At 42.7% G+C, this 16760-nt stretch carries 14 protein-coding genes; 10 read left to right on the top strand and 4 right to left on the bottom strand.

Annotation, left to right across the window (positions count from 1 at the left end; genetic code table 11):
* Window positions 1-1101 precede the first annotated feature (1101 nt).
* Window positions 1102-2643, bottom strand: coding sequence for an SLC13 family permease (locus G4420_RS22605; protein WP_163326225.1), 1542 nt, complete (start codon window positions 2641-2643; stop codon window positions 1102-1104).
* A gap of 133 nt (window positions 2644-2776) precedes the next feature.
* Here G4420_RS22605 and G4420_RS22600 point away from each other — a divergent pair, with 133 nt between their 5' ends.
* The 9 genes from G4420_RS22600 (at window position 2777) to cobO (ending at window position 11435) form a co-directional block, all read left to right on the top strand.
* Window positions 2777-3127, top strand: a complete 351-nt coding sequence (locus G4420_RS22600; RefSeq protein ID WP_163326224.1) for a thermonuclease family protein — start codon at window positions 2777-2779, stop codon at window positions 3125-3127.
* 152 nt (window positions 3128-3279) lie between these two features.
* Window positions 3280-5496, top strand: a complete 2217-nt coding sequence (locus tag G4420_RS22595) for an APC family permease (RefSeq protein ID WP_163326223.1) — start codon at window positions 3280-3282, stop codon at window positions 5494-5496.
* Between the two features lie 703 nt (window positions 5497-6199).
* Window positions 6200-7117, top strand: a complete 918-nt coding sequence (locus G4420_RS22590) for a mechanosensitive ion channel family protein (RefSeq protein ID WP_163326222.1) — start codon at window positions 6200-6202, stop codon at window positions 7115-7117.
* A gap of 33 nt (window positions 7118-7150) precedes the next feature.
* Window positions 7151-7507, top strand: coding sequence for a hypothetical protein (locus G4420_RS22585; protein WP_163326221.1), 357 nt, complete (start codon window positions 7151-7153; stop codon window positions 7505-7507).
* A 121-nt stretch (window positions 7508-7628) separates the two neighbouring features.
* Window positions 7629-8087, top strand: a complete 459-nt coding sequence (locus tag G4420_RS22580) for a thioredoxin family protein (RefSeq protein WP_163326220.1) — start codon at window positions 7629-7631, stop codon at window positions 8085-8087.
* Window positions 8087-9073 (top strand): FAD:protein FMN transferase, encoded by a 987-nt coding sequence (locus G4420_RS22575; RefSeq protein ID WP_163326219.1) that lies wholly within the window; start codon window positions 8087-8089, stop codon window positions 9071-9073. The genes G4420_RS22580 and G4420_RS22575 overlap by 1 nt, the downstream gene beginning before the upstream one ends.
* Before the next feature lie 2 nt (window positions 9074-9075).
* The gene (locus tag G4420_RS22570) at window positions 9076-9291 is read left to right on the top strand and encodes a DUF4266 domain-containing protein (protein ID WP_163326218.1); all 216 of its coding nucleotides are present in this window, start codon (window positions 9076-9078) and stop codon (window positions 9289-9291) included.
* Window positions 9292-9305: 14 nt separating this feature from the next.
* Window positions 9306-10586, top strand: a complete 1281-nt coding sequence (locus tag G4420_RS22565) for a DUF3570 domain-containing protein (RefSeq protein WP_163326217.1) — start codon at window positions 9306-9308, stop codon at window positions 10584-10586.
* Window positions 10587-10919: 333 nt separating this feature from the next.
* Window positions 10920-11435, top strand: coding sequence for a cob(I)yrinic acid a,c-diamide adenosyltransferase (cobO, locus tag G4420_RS22560; RefSeq protein ID WP_163326216.1), 516 nt, complete (start codon window positions 10920-10922; stop codon window positions 11433-11435).
* Between the two features lie 461 nt (window positions 11436-11896).
* Here the strand turns inward: cobO and G4420_RS22555 are convergent, their stop codons facing one another.
* Window positions 11897-12610, bottom strand: coding sequence for a DUF6261 family protein (locus tag G4420_RS22555; RefSeq protein ID WP_163326215.1), 714 nt, complete (start codon window positions 12608-12610; stop codon window positions 11897-11899).
* Window positions 12611-13381: 771 nt separating this feature from the next.
* Between G4420_RS22555 and G4420_RS22550 the strand changes: the two genes are divergently transcribed.
* The gene (locus tag G4420_RS22550) at window positions 13382-13954 is read left to right on the top strand and encodes a hypothetical protein (RefSeq protein ID WP_163326214.1); all 573 of its coding nucleotides are present in this window, start codon (window positions 13382-13384) and stop codon (window positions 13952-13954) included.
* A 428-nt stretch (window positions 13955-14382) separates the two neighbouring features.
* Here G4420_RS22550 and fabF read toward each other — a convergent pair whose 3' ends face one another.
* Both fabF and G4420_RS22540 read right to left on the bottom strand, forming a co-directional pair.
* On the bottom strand, window positions 14383-15633 hold the full coding sequence (gene fabF, locus G4420_RS22545; protein WP_163326213.1) for a beta-ketoacyl-ACP synthase II: 1251 nt from the start codon (window positions 15631-15633) through the stop codon (window positions 14383-14385).
* A gap of 151 nt (window positions 15634-15784) precedes the next feature.
* Entirely contained in the window at window positions 15785-16615 is an 831-nt protein-coding gene (locus G4420_RS22540) for a nitroreductase family protein (RefSeq protein WP_163326212.1), read from the bottom strand.
* Between the last annotated feature and the right edge of the window lie 145 nt (window positions 16616-16760).

Here is a 16760-nt window from a genome sequence, read left to right as displayed (position 1 = left end):
AACCTCCAACACCCGAAGATGAATAAATAGTAATAATTATTATAAATTTTGTTTTAAAGGTTAACAAAAGCATCCATCCTTCGGGTTGGGTGCTTTTTTCTGTGAAATGCGATCAAAGAAGAACAGTTGTTTTTCGTCCGGAAGTTCGGGCGATCCTTGATCAGCTGTCTGATCCGGACGATTTCCCTCCGGTCATTTCAGCCCGGCGCTACACACCGGGTTATTCACATTCGCCGCTTTCAGCGCCAATATCCCGAAGGGATTAACTATGAATAACCTCGGGTGAACCCCGTGGTTAATATGAAGACAAATCAAAGGCGCAATCAGAAAACTTGTTCAAGGCACATCCTTTTTATGCGCCTAATAATCATATCTTTTTGTGAAATACGATCAAAAAAAAGACAGCTTATTTTCGTCCGGAAGTTCGGGCGATCCTTGATCAGCTGTCTGATCCGGACGATTTCCCTCCGGTCATTTCAGCCCGGCGCTACACACCGGGTTATTCACATTCGCCGCTTTCAGCGCCAATATCCCGAAGGGATTAACTATGAATAACCTCGGGTGAAACCCGTGGTTAATACGAAGACAAATCAAAGGCGCAATCAGAAATGTTTCTCAAGGCACATCCTTTTTATGCGCCTAATAATCATATCTTTTTGTGAAATACGATCAAAAAAAGACAGCTGCTTTTCGTCCGGAAGTTCGGTCGATCCTTGATCAGCTACCTTTGCCGGACGATTTCCCTCCGGTCATTTCAGCCCGGCGCTACACACCGGGTTATTCACATTCGCCGCTTTCAGCGCCAATATCCCAAAGGGATTAACTATGAATAACCTCGGGTGAAAAAAAGATGGAATCCCCCCGAATCTTTTTATTGGTTGCATTGAAACGCCCCGGCAGGGATTGCAGCGGCACCCTGTTGCAGGCAAGCGTGAAATTTTTGTTAACGGATGGAGGCGGATGAAAGGAGCCCCCGTACCGTTTACAAAAACCATGCTTTGACAAAAGAGGTAAAGCGGAAAGCCCGGCTGCCAACAAAAAAAGCAAAATAGGAACTCATAGGCTTGAATTGTGTGGGGTGGCTGAATCGGAGAGCTGTAACTATCCGGCCCCAGCGGCGGCTGCCCAATCGGGAAATACCGAAACATCAATATCAAACACTAAAACACCCCAGAAATACATAACCAGTGTGGCCACAATAATTCCGGCCATGTTGAGCAGTATCCCGGTTTTAACCATGTCTTTTACCTGAATGCGGTTGGTGCCAAAAATTATGGCGTTGGGTGGTGTAGCTACGGGCAGCATAAAAGCCAGCGATGCCGCCAGGGTGGCGGGAATCATTAACAACAAAGGATTAACTTTGATAGTGGTTGAAAGCCCCGAAAGAATAGGCAGAATCATTTCGGTAGTTGCCGTGTTCGACGTTAGTTCGGTTAAGAACGACATCATGGTAACATTGGCAAAAGTGAGAACAATCGGCTTAACATTGGCAAGTCCGGCCATTTGCTCGCCAAACCAAACCGAAAGCCCCGACTCCACAAATCCCTGTGCCAGAGCAAAACCGCCACCAAATAAAAGCACAATGTTCCAGGGTATTTTTCGTGCCGTTTTCCAGTTCATTAACCGCTCGCCTTTTTCTGATTTCGACGGCAGGATAAAAAGCAAGAGCGCAATAAAAATGGCCACCGTACCATCGTTGATATATGACGGATTTTTGAACAGTTGGGACCAACCGGGGATCTCAAACGACTGAATGGTAAATCCCGACCGGAATATCCATAAAAACGCCAGAATAACAAATAAAATCAGTACGATCTTCTCTTCGGATTTTGCTTTACCCAGCGCCTGGTATTCTTCGCGAAACTGATCAATGTGAACCTTTTTCCAGCTCTTTTTGGGTTTGTACATCGCATACAAAATAAGCCATGCCATTACAAATAAAAGAACCGTAACCGGAAGCGCAAAAATAAACCAGTCGGCAAACGAAATTTCGGTCATCTCGGGGAAGATGATGCTAACAATTCGTGCAAACGACAAATTGGGTGGCGTACCTACCAGCGTTGCGACTCCGCCAATTGATGCTGAATACGCAATTCCCAGAAGCAGGCCGATCGCATACTTCCCCATTTTCTTTTCCCCCAGGCTTTCTTCAAGTTTAATAATTATCGAAAGAGCAATAGGAACCATCATCATAGCTGTGGCCGTGTTCGACATCCACATCGATAAGAAAGATGTAGCCAGCATAAATCCCAGCAAAATACGCCCCGGACTGATTCCTACTACCAGCAAAATGCGCAAGGCTATTCTCCGGTGTAAATTCCACCGCTCCATGGCAAAGGCCATTAAAAAGCCGCCAATAAAAAGAAAAATCAGATGGTTAAAATACATGGCCGAAATCGTTTTCCCGTCAACTACGCCAAACAACGGGAATAGTGCCACCGGAAGCAAAGCCGTTACTGCCAGTGGAATGGCTTCCGTTATCCACCATATGGCCATCAACAAGGCGATGGCAAAACAATAGGTAACATTCCGGTTCTGCGGATCGAGATCGGCAAAAAGAATAACCAACAAACTTATTAGCGGAGCTACGATTAAAGCCCACTGCCTTACTCCGTGCGGTTTCGATTGTATTAATTCAGGCATTTTCGTTTTATTCGTTTTTCCGAATTTAGTACAACACAACGACTTATACAAAAGGCCGACTATAAATAGCTGTTGAATAAATTACGTTATTCGCTTCCAAATCCGTATCTTGAGGGGAACAAAACACATAAATATGTACACCTACAAAGCAACAGTTGACCGTGTGGTTGATGGCGATACTATCGACCTGGTTATCGACCTCGGATTTAAAATCACCACTTTTCAGCGTATTCGTCTCCGTGGCATAAACACCCCCGAAACGTACAATGTAAAAAAGGATTCGGAAGAATATAAAAATGGCATGAAAGCCAAAGCATTTGTTATTGAGCGGATAACGAACAATGACAACCAGGTGATTGTTGAAACCGACAAAGAGGTGGGTAAATTTGGACGTTACATCGGGACTATCCGCCTTACCGACAACGAGCAAACCCTTAACGATGAGCTGGTGGAAAAAGGTTTTGCAGAATATGTAGAATATTGACTTTGATTTGCTTGATTAACAAAAAAACATTCTATCTTTTCATTCGTTTATAATTGCTTATTTTTAATTATGGAACTCGCATAATCATTCTCTTGAGTATTAAAAAAGCTTTTTATTATGCTCGTTTCAACGCAGATTTGTAAAGTACATTTATGACTACACACAGCAACAAGTTTGGAACAGCCCCGGTATTTCTTACAGCTATATCAACCATTTTAGGAGCAATTTTATTTCTTCGTTTTGGTTATGCAGTAGGTACGCTGGGCTTTTGGGGCGTTATCCTGATTATTTTCCTTGGGCACCTGGTAACCATTCCTACGGCACTTGCCATTTCCGAGATTGCCACCAATAAACGTGTTGAAGGTGGCGGTGAGTATTTTATTATATCGCGCTCGTTTGGACTGAATATTGGTGCCACAATTGGTATTGCGCTTTTCTTTTCGCAGGCCATTAGTGTTGCATTTTATGTTATTGCTTTTACCGAAGCATTTGAGTTCTTTTTTAATCTGCTCGCTGATAAATATGATTTTCTTCTGCCGCGGCAGGCCATCAGTTTGCCCGTTATGGCAGGTCTGGCTTTTCTGATTATTAAAAAGGGAGCCAACCTGGGCGTTAAAGCACTTTATTTTGTGGTGGCTATTTTGTTTATATCCATCATTATGTTCTTTTTCGGATCGACAGAATTTTCGCAAACAGCAAGCCTGCCCTTCTCCGGTGATCAGTTTCGGAATTTTGAGAATTTCTTTGTTGTTTTTGCCATTATATTCCCCGCGTTTACCGGAATGACTGCCGGAGTCGGACTGTCGGGCGATTTAAAAAATCCATCGAAATCCATTCCGCTCGGAACAGTGCTGGCAACGGTTTCCGGCATGATACTTTATATTTTTATTGTTTATAAACTCACCATGTCGGCATCAACAGCAGATCTGCTGGAACACCAGTTGATAATGGGAAAAATAGCCATAGCCGGTTCGGTAATCGTACCGCTGGGGTTGGCGGCGTCAACCATTTCGTCTGCCTTGGGTTCGGTAATGGTGGCTCCACGAACGTTGCAGGCGCTGGCGCTCGATCATGCTTTCCCATCGAAACGAATCAACCGCTGGCTATCCAAAGCTAATCCGGCCGACAACGAACCACAAAATGCATCAATAGTTACCGTGGCCATTGCATTTGTTTTTGTAGCGCTGGGCGATGTAAATGCTGTGGCATCTATCATCTCCATGTTTTTTATGGTTACTTACGGTTCGCTGTGTCTTATTTCCTTTCTGAATCACTTTGGAGCTTCACCATCCTACCGCCCTACTTTCCGCTCGCGCTGGTACCTGTCGCTGGTTGGTTTCCTGGTATCCATTTGGGTGATGTTTAAAATCAGTACATCATACGCCTTGCTGTCAGCCGGAGCTATGACATTGATTTACCTGTACATTAACCATTACCACAAACACCGCAAAGACTTTGCATCGCTGTTTGCCAACTCGCTCTTTCAGCTGAACAGGAAGTTGCAGGTACACCTGCAGAAACGCAAAAAAATGGTAAAACAAAACGAGTGGCGACCCAGTGCTATTTGTATTTCGGATAAAACCACCCACAATAACCGCGCATTTCAGTTGTTAAGCTGGATTTCGTACAAATACGGATTTGGGACTTTTTTATACCTCATAGAAGGTTATTATTCTTCAAAAACCGTTGAAAAAGCAGATGAGATGCTTAACCTGATGCTTGAAGAATCTGACGAAGAAAACTACGTTTACATCGACACTATTATTTCGCCATCGTACACTTCTGCCATTGCACAGGCTATCCAAATTCCGGGTGTTGCGGGTATGGAAAACAACATGGTTATTTTTGAATACAACAAAGATAAACCCGATAACCTGGGAAGAATTATTGAGAACTTTGCGTTGGTAAACAGTGGAGATTTTGATATTTGTGTGTTGGCATCGTCGCCTAAAAAAATGAAAATTCAGAATGGTATCCACGTCTGGATAAATTCGTTCGACACTGAGAATGCCAACCTGATGATTTTGCTGAGTTTTATAATTCTGGGGCATCCTGATTCAAAAAAGGCGAGCATCGAAATTTTTGTGGTTTGCCACGAAAACGAAGTGCAGCAATCAAAACAGGAAATGAAAAAGCTGGTGCTGTCGGGAAGGATGCCGATTACCGAAAAAAATATCAAGATTATTCAGCGCACCGATGAAATTTCTACACGGACAATCATCAATAAAACATCGAAAGATGCCGGTTTAATTTTGGTGGGGCTGCGCGAAGAAATGGTAAAACACGAAAAAGAAAACACTTTTGCAGGCTACGACGACCTGGGTACTATTTTGTTTGTTCATTCGAAAGAACAGAAGGCAATTGAGTAGCGGAAATTCATTACTGTAGTTTTCGCAAATCTTAATCCGATTTTTAGTAAGTAGCCCCAGATATTAGGAATATTTTTGCTGAAATCTCCTGCCGGAGGCCTTCATCTTTGCCTTGAAGCAACGACGAAGCAGAAAGTTCAAGGCTACTTTTGATCTTCCCCCTACGTTTTCATAAAACCTAAATTCGGACGGGTGATCTCCTCGCGCCCTCGGAGCTTCCCGCTCTCATTAAGGTTTTATTTTCAACTTCGGACAAAGACCAAAAGAGGCCGTTCCACTTATGCAAGGTTGGCAAATTAGGAAATTAACTTCGAAGCTTCGGCCTCGGGCGGTGAGCCGGAAAACAAGTGATGGCGACGTTAAAAAATTACTGTTGTTTGAGGAGGAACGACTGCCTGTCCCGATCGTAGTATCGGGAAGTTTCAGGAATTTTAGGCGGTATCACGTAGCTTTTCCGAGGGAAGCGGACGCAGCCTTGGGTTTTCTGTTTACTGTTTGGGCTAAGCCAAAGAGTAAAATCCGCCTGATAGGGCAAATACCAATCTTATCTTCACAATTTTATCCAGTTTTATTAAATAAGGTAACGATTAGTTTTTTTTGAAAGTTAAGGACGTGTCTTATAATTATCACACACAATTCAATTACTATAATTGAACAAAACGAAATATTTCGTAACTTCCGCTAAACGCTAATCCGGATATAAATGAGGGAGATAAACGAATTTATTACCGACCAAACGGGCCTGAGTGCTGCCACCCAGCACAAAATAATTATCTCGATTCTTATCCTGATCTTCTTGTCGATCATCCGCCTGTTAATTCTGCGTATTGTTTGGCGGCAAACGCAAAACGTAAAAATCCGCTACTCGTGGAAACGTGCCCTCTCCTTTATTATTCCTTTTTCAGGATTAATATTGATCAGTGCAGTCTGGATTCATGCCTTTGAAGAATTCGGCACGTTCCTGGGCTTATTTACTGCAGGTATTGCCATTGCTTTAAAAGATCCGATCACGAACCTGGCCGGGTGGTTTTTTATCGTCGTGCGTAAACCTTTTCATGTGGGCGACCGTGTGCAGGTTGGCCCGCACACCGGCGATGTTATCGATATCAGGCTTTTTCAGTTTACCATACTTGAAATCGGAAATTGGGTAGACGCCGACCAAAGTACCGGCCGAATTATTCATATGCCAAACGGCAAGGTTTTTCTTGAACCACAGGCCAATTTCAGTACCGGTTTTGAGTACATCTGGAACGAAATGAAAGTGAACATTACATTTGAAAGCAACTGGCAAAAAGCCAAAGACATTTTGGATCAGATTATTCACGATTATTCAAAAGACATTCACATAAAAGCGCAAAAAGAGATTCAGGAGGCCAGCAAAAATTATATGATTTATTACAAGCACCTCACGCCAATTGTATATACCAAAGTGATGGACTTTGGCGTGCGTTTAACCGTTCGCTACCTTTGCAATCCAAGGCAACGACGCGGATCGGAAAATTTACTCTGGCAAGATATTCTTATCGCTTTTAATAAAGAATCCGATATTCAATTCGCTTATCCTACAACACGTTTTTACAAAGCAGGCGAAGTACCGGAAACGCCACAACGCAACCTTTAAACCGGCAAAAGCATCTTTAGCCAAACTGCTGTTATGAAACGTATTATTCTAATTCTTTCAGTCTTCTTGTTTGCCATTGCTGCCTGCAACGATGAAAAAGGCATTGAAATGGATATTGTTGAAACCGGCTGCATGAATGGCTGGGACGAATTTTACGAAGGCTCCGGCGATTACAAACAAGCTGTAACAGCCTATCTCGAGGACAATAACATTGCAGTTTATTCAGTACGAAAAATCAATTACTATTCAGGTCCGGTTTGTTTGGCTTGCTCATGTCCAACCGGTAACTTAATCGCAATCAGAGTTGCCGAAAATGATGTTGACAAAGCTGAGCAACTGGGTTTTCATCTTGTTGTAAACAACCGAAATAACATCCCTCCGGAGGACTAAGCTCCAGTTCTTCTACATTTAAATTCTGTTAAATTTACAATATGACAAAACAATTTGAACGCTGTTAAGTTATACATATCGAAAAATCTAGATGATTCGATAATTTTAACAGAATAAAACAATGAGCAAACAACTAATTTTAAAAAGTGCCTCATTGACTTTTCTACTTACCCTTATTCTTTCGGGTATCTCGTTTGGTCAAAACTGGCAAAGCGATTTTCAGCAATCATTACAAACTGCAAAAACAGAAGACAAACCCGTCATCCTGGTATTTTCCGGGTCGGATTGGTGTGCCCCTTGTATGAAACTGGAGAACGAGATCTGGAGTTCAGATGAATTTAAAAACTACTCGGCCGAGCATTTTGTGCTTTATAAAGCCGATTTCCCGCGCCAAAAAAAGAACCAGCCCGACAGCGGGCAGGTGAAAGCCAACAAAGAACTGGCCGAAAAGTACAACCAAAAAGGTTTTTTTCCGCTGGTGGTAGTGTTGGACAAAACCGGGAAAGTACTGGGCGAAACGGGCTATAAAAAACTCACGCCCGACGAATACATCAAACATCTTGAAACCTTTGTGAACTAATGGTTCGCCACATAGCAATACTATTGGTTTTAGTAATAATGGGGCTGCCGGTTTTTTGCCAGCAACCTTACAAACGAACGCTAAAACTTATGGGAAGCCGCTTCGACATTACTGTTGTTGCCAACAACGAGCAGGAAGGAAACGACTATATTGATCTGGCAGTTGCTGAAATTCAGCGCATCGAGAAGCTGATCTCATCATGGGATGCCAATTCCGAAACGTCGGCGATAAATAAAAACGCAGGAATACAGCCTGTAAAAGTATCGCCCGAACTTTTTGCACTGATCGAACGGGCCATTCGAATCTCGGAGCTCACCGATGGTGCTTTCGACATCAGTTATGCCTCGATGGATCGCATCTGGCATTTCGATGGCAGTATGACAGCCATGCCTTCGGAGGCAACCATTGCGGCCTCAGTGGCAAAGGTCGGCTATAAGAACATTGTGCTGGACAAAGCAGCTTCAACCGTTTTCCTGCAAAAAGAGGGAATGAAGATTGGTTTTGGTGCCATAGGCAAAGGTTATGCAGCCGACAAAGCCAAAGCATTGCTGATGAGCAAAGGTGTGAGTGCCGGTATCATAAACGCATCGGGCGATATGAATACCTGGGGCAAACAACCCGAAGGCTCGTACTGGAAAGTGGCCATTACCAACCCGATGAACAAAGACAAGGCTTTTGCATTGCTGCCCATTAAAAATGGTGCGGTGGTAACTTCGGGCGACTATGAAAAATATGTACAATTCAACGGAATACGCTACACACACATCATCGATCCGCGAACCGGTTATCCGGCACACGGCATTATCAGTGCTACTGTATTTGCGCCAAAGGCCGAACTGGCCGATGCACTGGCAACATCAGTTTTTGTAATGGGAATTGATGTGGGTCTCGACCGCATTAACCAGTTGCCTCAAATAGAATGTATAATCGTTGACGATAAAGGAAATATTCATCAATCAGAAAATATTAAAATCGAAACAGAATGAGGATGAAGAAAAAAATTATTTTACTGGCCGGACTGGGCATCATGCTTTTCAGTTCGTGCACAGTGCTTAAAGAGTACGAAAAGGTAAATATAAACGATCCGGATATGGCCTTGGCCGACCGCAAGATCGACAAATTTCAAACTACTTTTCAATCGTACAGAGAGGCTGCTTCGGGAGCAAACGGAGGTAAAACCGGTGGCGGATGCGGCTGCAATTAAATCCAATTTAAAACATGAAGTATTTATTGAGTTTATTATTGACTGCTTCAGTGCTTGCTGTTAGCGCCCAGGACGACAATGCTGCGGGCGAATACAAAAAACGCGTACTGGAGCATACAGAGATAGATATTCTGCTGAACTATTACGAGCAGGACGGAGAGAATGCCGCTGTTACAGGTGGCCGGGGAACCGAGGAACTTACCGATTTTTCGCCAACTATAATCGTGGCCGTTCCGTTGAACGACGACGACGTGCTGACCATTAACGCGAACATTTCGGCCTACACTTCGGCTTCATCGAGTAACATTAATCCTTTTGATGGCAAGCAGTCGGTCGACCCTTTTGTGGCCAGCAGTGGTGCATCAAAATCGGATGTATGGGGAAATGTGGTTGGAAGTTACAGCCATAGCTCCGACGACAGAAACCGGCTGTGGAATGCCAACTTATCGGTTTCGGCTGAATTTGATTACACCTCGTTTGGTCTTGGTGCCGGACGCACCTGGCTTTTCAACGAAAAGAACACCGAGTTATCGCTGAACGGTAACGTGTACCTCGATACCTGGAGCCTCATCTACCCTATCGAACTAAGGCAGGATGAAGGAAGTTCGTTCCAACAGGTAGTTCCCGGTTACGATCCGTCGTTTAACGAACATAGCAGCAAAGGACGGAACTCTTACTCGGCGGGTATCGGTCTTTCGCAAATCCTGTCGAGCCGGATGACAGGTTATGTTTCGGCCGATTTTATTTTGCAGGATGGATTGTTGTCGACACCGTTTCACCGCATTTATTTTGCGGATAAGGAAGATTACTTTTTCGAGAATTTCCATTTGGCCGACGATATTGAGCAGCTGCCCGACTCGCGCTTTAAAATTGCGCTGGGGGCCCGCCTCAACTATTTTGTAAACCACCGGGTAACCTTGCGAACCTTTTACCGGTATTACACCGACGACTGGGGAATTGCTTCGCACACGGCAAGCATTGAAATCCCGGTAAAAATTACCGATAAATTTACGCTGTACCCGTCGTACCGTTTTTACAACCAAACGGCAGCCGACTATTTTGCTCCGTACAACGAGCATTTGTCGACCGAAGAATTTTACACCTCGGACTACGACCTGTCGGAATTTTCAGCCAATAACTACGGGTTTGGTATAAGCTATACCGATGTGTTTACGAAAGGGCACATCTGGAAACTTGGATTAAAAAGTATCGATTTAAAATACCATAAATACGACCGCGATTCAGCGTTCAGCGCATCAATGTTTTCGTTTGGGGTGAAGTTTATGGTTGATTAAAAAAGCATAGTCTACAATAGTTGATCCCGGAGCTGTATGTGTTTTAACTTTGCAGCCCCGGGCTTTTTTTTGAAATAGAAAGTTAGCTGTTTAAAGCTTTACCCTCATCCGTCAATCGACGGAAGCTCCCCTAAAGAGGGGAGCCGGTTACAAGCTACATTCAAACTTTACATCATGGCCTTTTTCCTTTTTTAAGGGAAAATGTCGACAGACAAAAGGGTAAAGCTAATTCTGTTCTTTTCACCATTTAGCAACTCTAATTTACGCACAGCAACCACAATTATTTTTAAAAGCTTACGAAAGAAACTACTTTTGCAAAAACCAAATTTCAGCATGAAAGGCTACGTACACATATACACCGGAAACGGCAAAGGAAAAACAACAGCAGCTTTTGGACTGGCTTTGCGGGCATCCGGAGCAGATAAAAAAGTGTTTATCGCCCAGTTTGTAAAAGGGAAAACCTACTCCGAAATAAAGGCAGTACAAAACTACCTGCCGCAAGCCGAAGTAAAACAATACGGCAAAGGATATTTTATTAAAAAGAAGCCCACCGGTGCCGATATTGAAGCGGCTCAACAAGGTTTGAATGAAATTAAAGCTTTGGTACAATCCGAAAGCTATGATTTAATTATTCTGGATGAAATTTTTATTGCGCTGCACTATAAACTTATTTCTGTTGAAGCGGTAAGGCAGTTGATTACCACCAAACCCGCCAACCTGGAACTGGTGCTTACAGGCCGTTATGCCCCCGACGAAATAATCGAACTGGCCGACCTGGTTACCGAAATGAAAGAAGTAAAACACTACTACAAAAAAGGTGTGCCGGCGCGTAAAGGTATTGAGTTTTAGATTATCTATTAGATTGCTTCTTACATTTCTCGCTTGCAATCTCAACTCAAAAAGGTTCATCCATCGTTTCCTGGTTAAAATGTAGAATATTCAATAATCAATAAGAAATTGATTATTTGAGATGATGTCAATTCTTGCACCGTGGCTTTAGCCCGGTGATAAAATGGCAGATCCGAGAAAGGGCTTCAGCCTTTAATTTTGTTCTTAAAGGCTAAAGCCTATTTAGGCTAATGTCTCCATAATCACCGCCCTAATGAACGATGCTATAATGGCCGGGGCTTCACCCCTCAACTCGCAAAGGACTGAAAGTCCGCTACATTTAAGAGTAGTCCGTGAGGGCTACTTGGTTTGAAAAGCAATTATCTCCGTAATCACCGCCTTAAAGGACGGTGCAAAACAAGCACAAAAAAAGGGATGCGCATAAGGCAACATCCCCTTTCCAAATCAACAAAATTCATATATTAATCATCAGAATCATCTTTACTCCGGCGTTTGCGAACTGTTTCATTCAAGTCGGCAATTATTTTAGCAACAACAGCGGCAAATGCGCCGTATGTTTCGGCCTGAAATCGATCGGCCGAACGCAGGAATATCACCAAATCGTCGTTTACCAGGGCAAGCACTTCTTTTTTCAGCTCGGTGGCATTTGGCAGGTTATCTTCTTCCGCCAGTTCTTCGGCGTACTGGGTTTGTGTGTTTTCGAAATCGTCTTGAGCTGCTTGCAGGATTCCAATATTTTCGGCCACTCCCGGCAGCAATGCAATAGCTGCCTGCACCTCGGGGGCCGCATAATCGGCCAGCATCGATACCAGGTGCGACGATTCGGTTACATATCCCTCTTCGGTAACCGAAAACCCATATTTATTAAATACCGCCTCAACCACCAACGCTGCGTTGCGAATGGCTTCGTCGGGGTGATACGTGTAACCTTTAACCAGGTAGCCCACTGCCCGGTCGGCAGCATCGCGGATAGCATCTTTATCGGCCAAAATACTTTGGGCTTTCGAGCGGTCGATGGCATCGCCAAGGGCAGTGTTTGTTTGGGTAATCGTAGTAAACATTGGTGTTAGCGTACGGTCTTCGGTTAAGCCCGATTGCAGGTAGGCATTAATAAGTAAACGTGTTGTTCCGTGTACGTCGGTTGTGCGGCTGGTGGTGTTCATTCTCTCGATCATAATGTTGAAGGTTTTTTATTAAACAAAAATTTTATTTGGGCTAAACGTGGAGGCAGGAATAAAAGTTAATGTATTTTGTCTGCCCGGGCAGTTAGCGTTAGCAATTTACGGCGTGTTTAACAAAAAGTCAATACGTTAACACTATGTTTTTGAACATATTATCATTTTCAATCTACCGTACGGCTTGCGAACAGTTTTTCCGGATGGAATAAAAATACATTAAGCCAACGAACCGGATATCAGGAGAAATGTAAAGGAAATATTATGGGCTGGTGGGCTTTTGACTATTATAATGAGTACAAACCAAAGCTAGCGATCTTTCGGCCAATGTGGAAACTACATCTGAAGCCTGGCGCCCTTTTAACCAATGTAAAAACTACATTCGGAAACTAGCGATCTTTTGAGCAATGTAAAAACTACATTCGCCAAAGGAGATTTTTCGCGTGTAGTTTGTACATTACAAAAAACCGTTTTTTAAAATGTAATAAATAAAACATTATATTTAATGCACTAAAAAAACCAAAATTACCGAATACATTGAACTTCATTCTGCACAAATTAAAAACTATAACCGGCCCGCACTTCTATATTAATACGGACAATATTAAAGAATTACAGCAGTGCAAACTAATAAGATATATGTTGCATTGCACTATGCACGTACGTTACCGTGCATTTTAAAAACCAGACATTTATATTAAACTTATCATAATGGCACAATAGTTGCAAAACGATAAATAATTTTCAAAAAATAATAAAAACTCAATTAACATGAAAACTCAACAAAAACTCAAAATGAAAAATCTTATTTTACTAGCATTGGTTATAGCTTTAATTGCAGGGGGCTGCCAAAAGGAAGAAATAGAAGAAAATGAAATTTTAGAAGAATACTGTACTGAATCAATTAATGGCAATTTCGATGCTGAAGTCAAAATAGATGGTAAAGATTACGCATTTCATGGTGGAACTTCTTATTTTTTCACAGAGCCTGAAATAAAATATCCAAATCAATTCAGTTTCTATGTTGTTGATACAACTCAGTCAGTATTCAGAAGTTTAAGATTTGATATTCCCATAGACGACTCAAATCCAAATAACTTTTTTAAAGAGGGAATATTCAAATCCAATTATATTCAAATTGAATATTTTATAAGGATTGAATCAGGTCTTGTTGACTACAATGGTTTTTACGAGAATGCGGATGTCGAATTTATATGGCATGAAGTTAGTTTTGAGAATGACAGGTTTAAAGGAAAAGGTAGTCTGGTTATTAAAGATTCTTTGGGTCCCTTGCCAAATCTTAGTTATGTAGTTTCACCACAAGTTATAAATGTCGAATTTTAATCAATCAAAAAACGACACGGTAACAATTTGCAAATTGCATTGCGGGTGCAGTGGTGTGCGTTGTCTCTGCTCCTTTCTTGACCGTCATGCCCTATCGGACACTGACGCTCTCCGAAATCCGCCCCGACAACATGTACCAACCGTTAACACAAATAAAAACCAAACAGATGAAACTCAATTAACCGGGCACAAATGCCCAACTTGTAACACAGCTATCAGTTTAAAACTATTCCGGCACAGAGAGGAGCTAGCGTAAAAATAGCCAAAAAAGGCAAGATCAATTTTGAAATTATTAAGGTTTTAGAAGACTAACCGGCATGTTATCCCTGGTTTAACTTCTTAAATAATGAAAGTTTAAATTAAAGAAGTTTCCCGCAGATAATCGAGGATTATTTTATCCGCGTAAATCCGCGAAATCTGCGTGCAATCTATTCCACCCACTTTTTAAACACCAAAGTAGCATTGTGCCCTCCAAAACCAAAGCTGTTGGTAATGGCCACATCAACGTTGGTATGCACACTTTCTCCGGTAACAATATTGATCGTTTTCGGAATTACAGGATCAATCTCGGTAGTATTGATAGTAGGTGTGATTATCCCCTTTTCGATGGCTTTGATACAAAGAATCGATTCCACTGCTCCGGCAGCTCCCAGCAAATGGCCGGTCATCGATTTTGATGAACCGATTTTCAGGTTGTGAGGATTTTCGCCAAACAAGCGGCGTATGGCATTTATTTCGCTGATATCGCCAATTGGTGTTGATGTAGCGTGGGCATTCAGGTAGTCCACCTCGTCGGGTTGTACCCCGGCTTCTTTCAACGCAAACTCCATCGCTTTTGATGCGCCTTCGCCATCGGGGTGCGATGCCGCCACATGGTAGGCATCTGATGTCATGGCAGCGCCTACAATTTCGGCATATATTTTTGCGCCACGTTGTTTGGCATGTTCGTAGTCTTCAAGAATCAATGTTCCGGCGCCCTCTCCCATCACAAAACCATCGCGGTTTACATCAAAAGGCCGTGATGCCTGTTCCGGGTGCTCGTTGTTTACAGACAGGGCACGCATGGCATTAAAACCACCGATTCCCATTTCAATAATTCCGGCTTCTGATCCGCCTGTAACAAAAACTTTGGCTTTCCCCAGCTTTATGTAGTTGTAGGCATCCATAATGGCCGTGTTCGAAGTGGCACAAGCCGACGATGTAGTAAAGCTCATTCCTTTCAGGCCATACTTTAGCGAAATCATTCCGGCCGCCATATTTATCAGCATTTTTGGCCCCAACATCGGACTAAATCGAGGAATGTTGGTTTTGGCATAAACTTTTACTTCTTTTTCGTAATAATCCATGCCTCCCTGGCCCGATCCCCATATCACGCCAATGTCGTAAGGGTCGATGCCTGCCAAGTCCAAACCACTATCCCGCAAAGCTTCGCCGGTAGTAACCAGTGCATATTGCGAAAACAAGTCGGTACATTTTATATCCGACCGGTCGAGATGCTCCATTACATTAAAGCCTTTAAGCTCGCAGGCAAATTTGGTTTTAAAATTGGATGTATCGAATTTGGTGATGGGAACTGCGCCGCTTTTTCCGCTCACCGCATTTTCCCAAAATTCGTTTATATTATTTCCGATAGGCGTAAGTGCTCCAAGCCCGGTAATTACAACTCGTCGTTTTTCCATAATAAAACGGCACTCCCAGTTCGAGATATGCCAAATTGGTTATGATTTAGTTTCCGATTTATTCATAACGGCAATCTCTGCTGCTATGATTCACAAGCAAATATAAGCACTTATTTAAAAGATGAACTTTATCCCACCGGCAATTTCATTTTTAGTCCAGCTCGATACGGTTCAGATGCAGTCCTTCGCTTTGAACAGAGCGGGCATATTTTACTGCAGGTTTTCCGAAAAGCAACACTCCTGCGATTACATGATCTTCGGGAAGTCCAATTTTATGGCCTAATTCAGGAACGATATCGCGGATAATCCATTTTACAAAACCGTTCCATAAGGTTCCGATGCCGTTACTGTTGGCCAGCAGTTCGAAATAACTTAAAGCAATAGTAGCATCGGTTTCGGGCGTGGCAATTGCTTTTGGAGCCGAAGCAATCAATAAATGCGGTGCATTGCGGAAAATTACATCAATTTGTTTACTGTACCACAAACGCTGAAAATCGTTCATAAATGCCATCGGTGCAGGAAGTTTTCCTTCGTCGAAAGCGTTTTTGATACCGGCATAAGCCAGCTCTCTTAATTTTGCCAGGTCATTTTTATTATCGACAACCGAAAACATCACCATATTTTTATTGTGCCCCGTAGGTGCATAAGCTGCCGTTGCCAACAATTCATGTATGAATTCCGGCTCCAGTTCATCGGTTTTGAATTTACGAATTGAGCGACGTGTTTTGATTAACTGTGCCAATTTATCCGGTTCAACAATATTCTTTTTAACCGGAATGCTGTCTTCCGGCTTCTTCCCCAAAATTGAAAGCGCTGCCGTTGGGCAAATTGCCAGACAGTGCTGACATCTTATACACTGTGCTTCTTTTCCTTCTTTAATTTCCGGGTATTCGCTTTTTGGGTTGATTACCAGTGTTGGGCAATCGGCGGCACACAAACCACATTGGGTGCATTTCTGCTTATCTATTTTAAAATCGATCATCTTGGTTTTTTCTTTTTGGTGGTACAAAGATAGCAGTTGCTTTGAGAACACTCTTTATACGTTTTCGCGAAAGGCCTAAAACAAAAAACAGGTAACATTTAGCGCTGTTGCTACCTGTTACCTGTTCAATATCTTAAAGCTATTT

Source organism: Draconibacterium mangrovi, assembly GCF_010586825.1.
In the GTDB taxonomy this organism is placed as follows: Bacteria; Bacteroidota; Bacteroidia; order Bacteroidales; family Prolixibacteraceae; genus Draconibacterium; species Draconibacterium mangrovi.
This window is presented reverse-complemented; position numbering and strand designations above follow the sequence as displayed.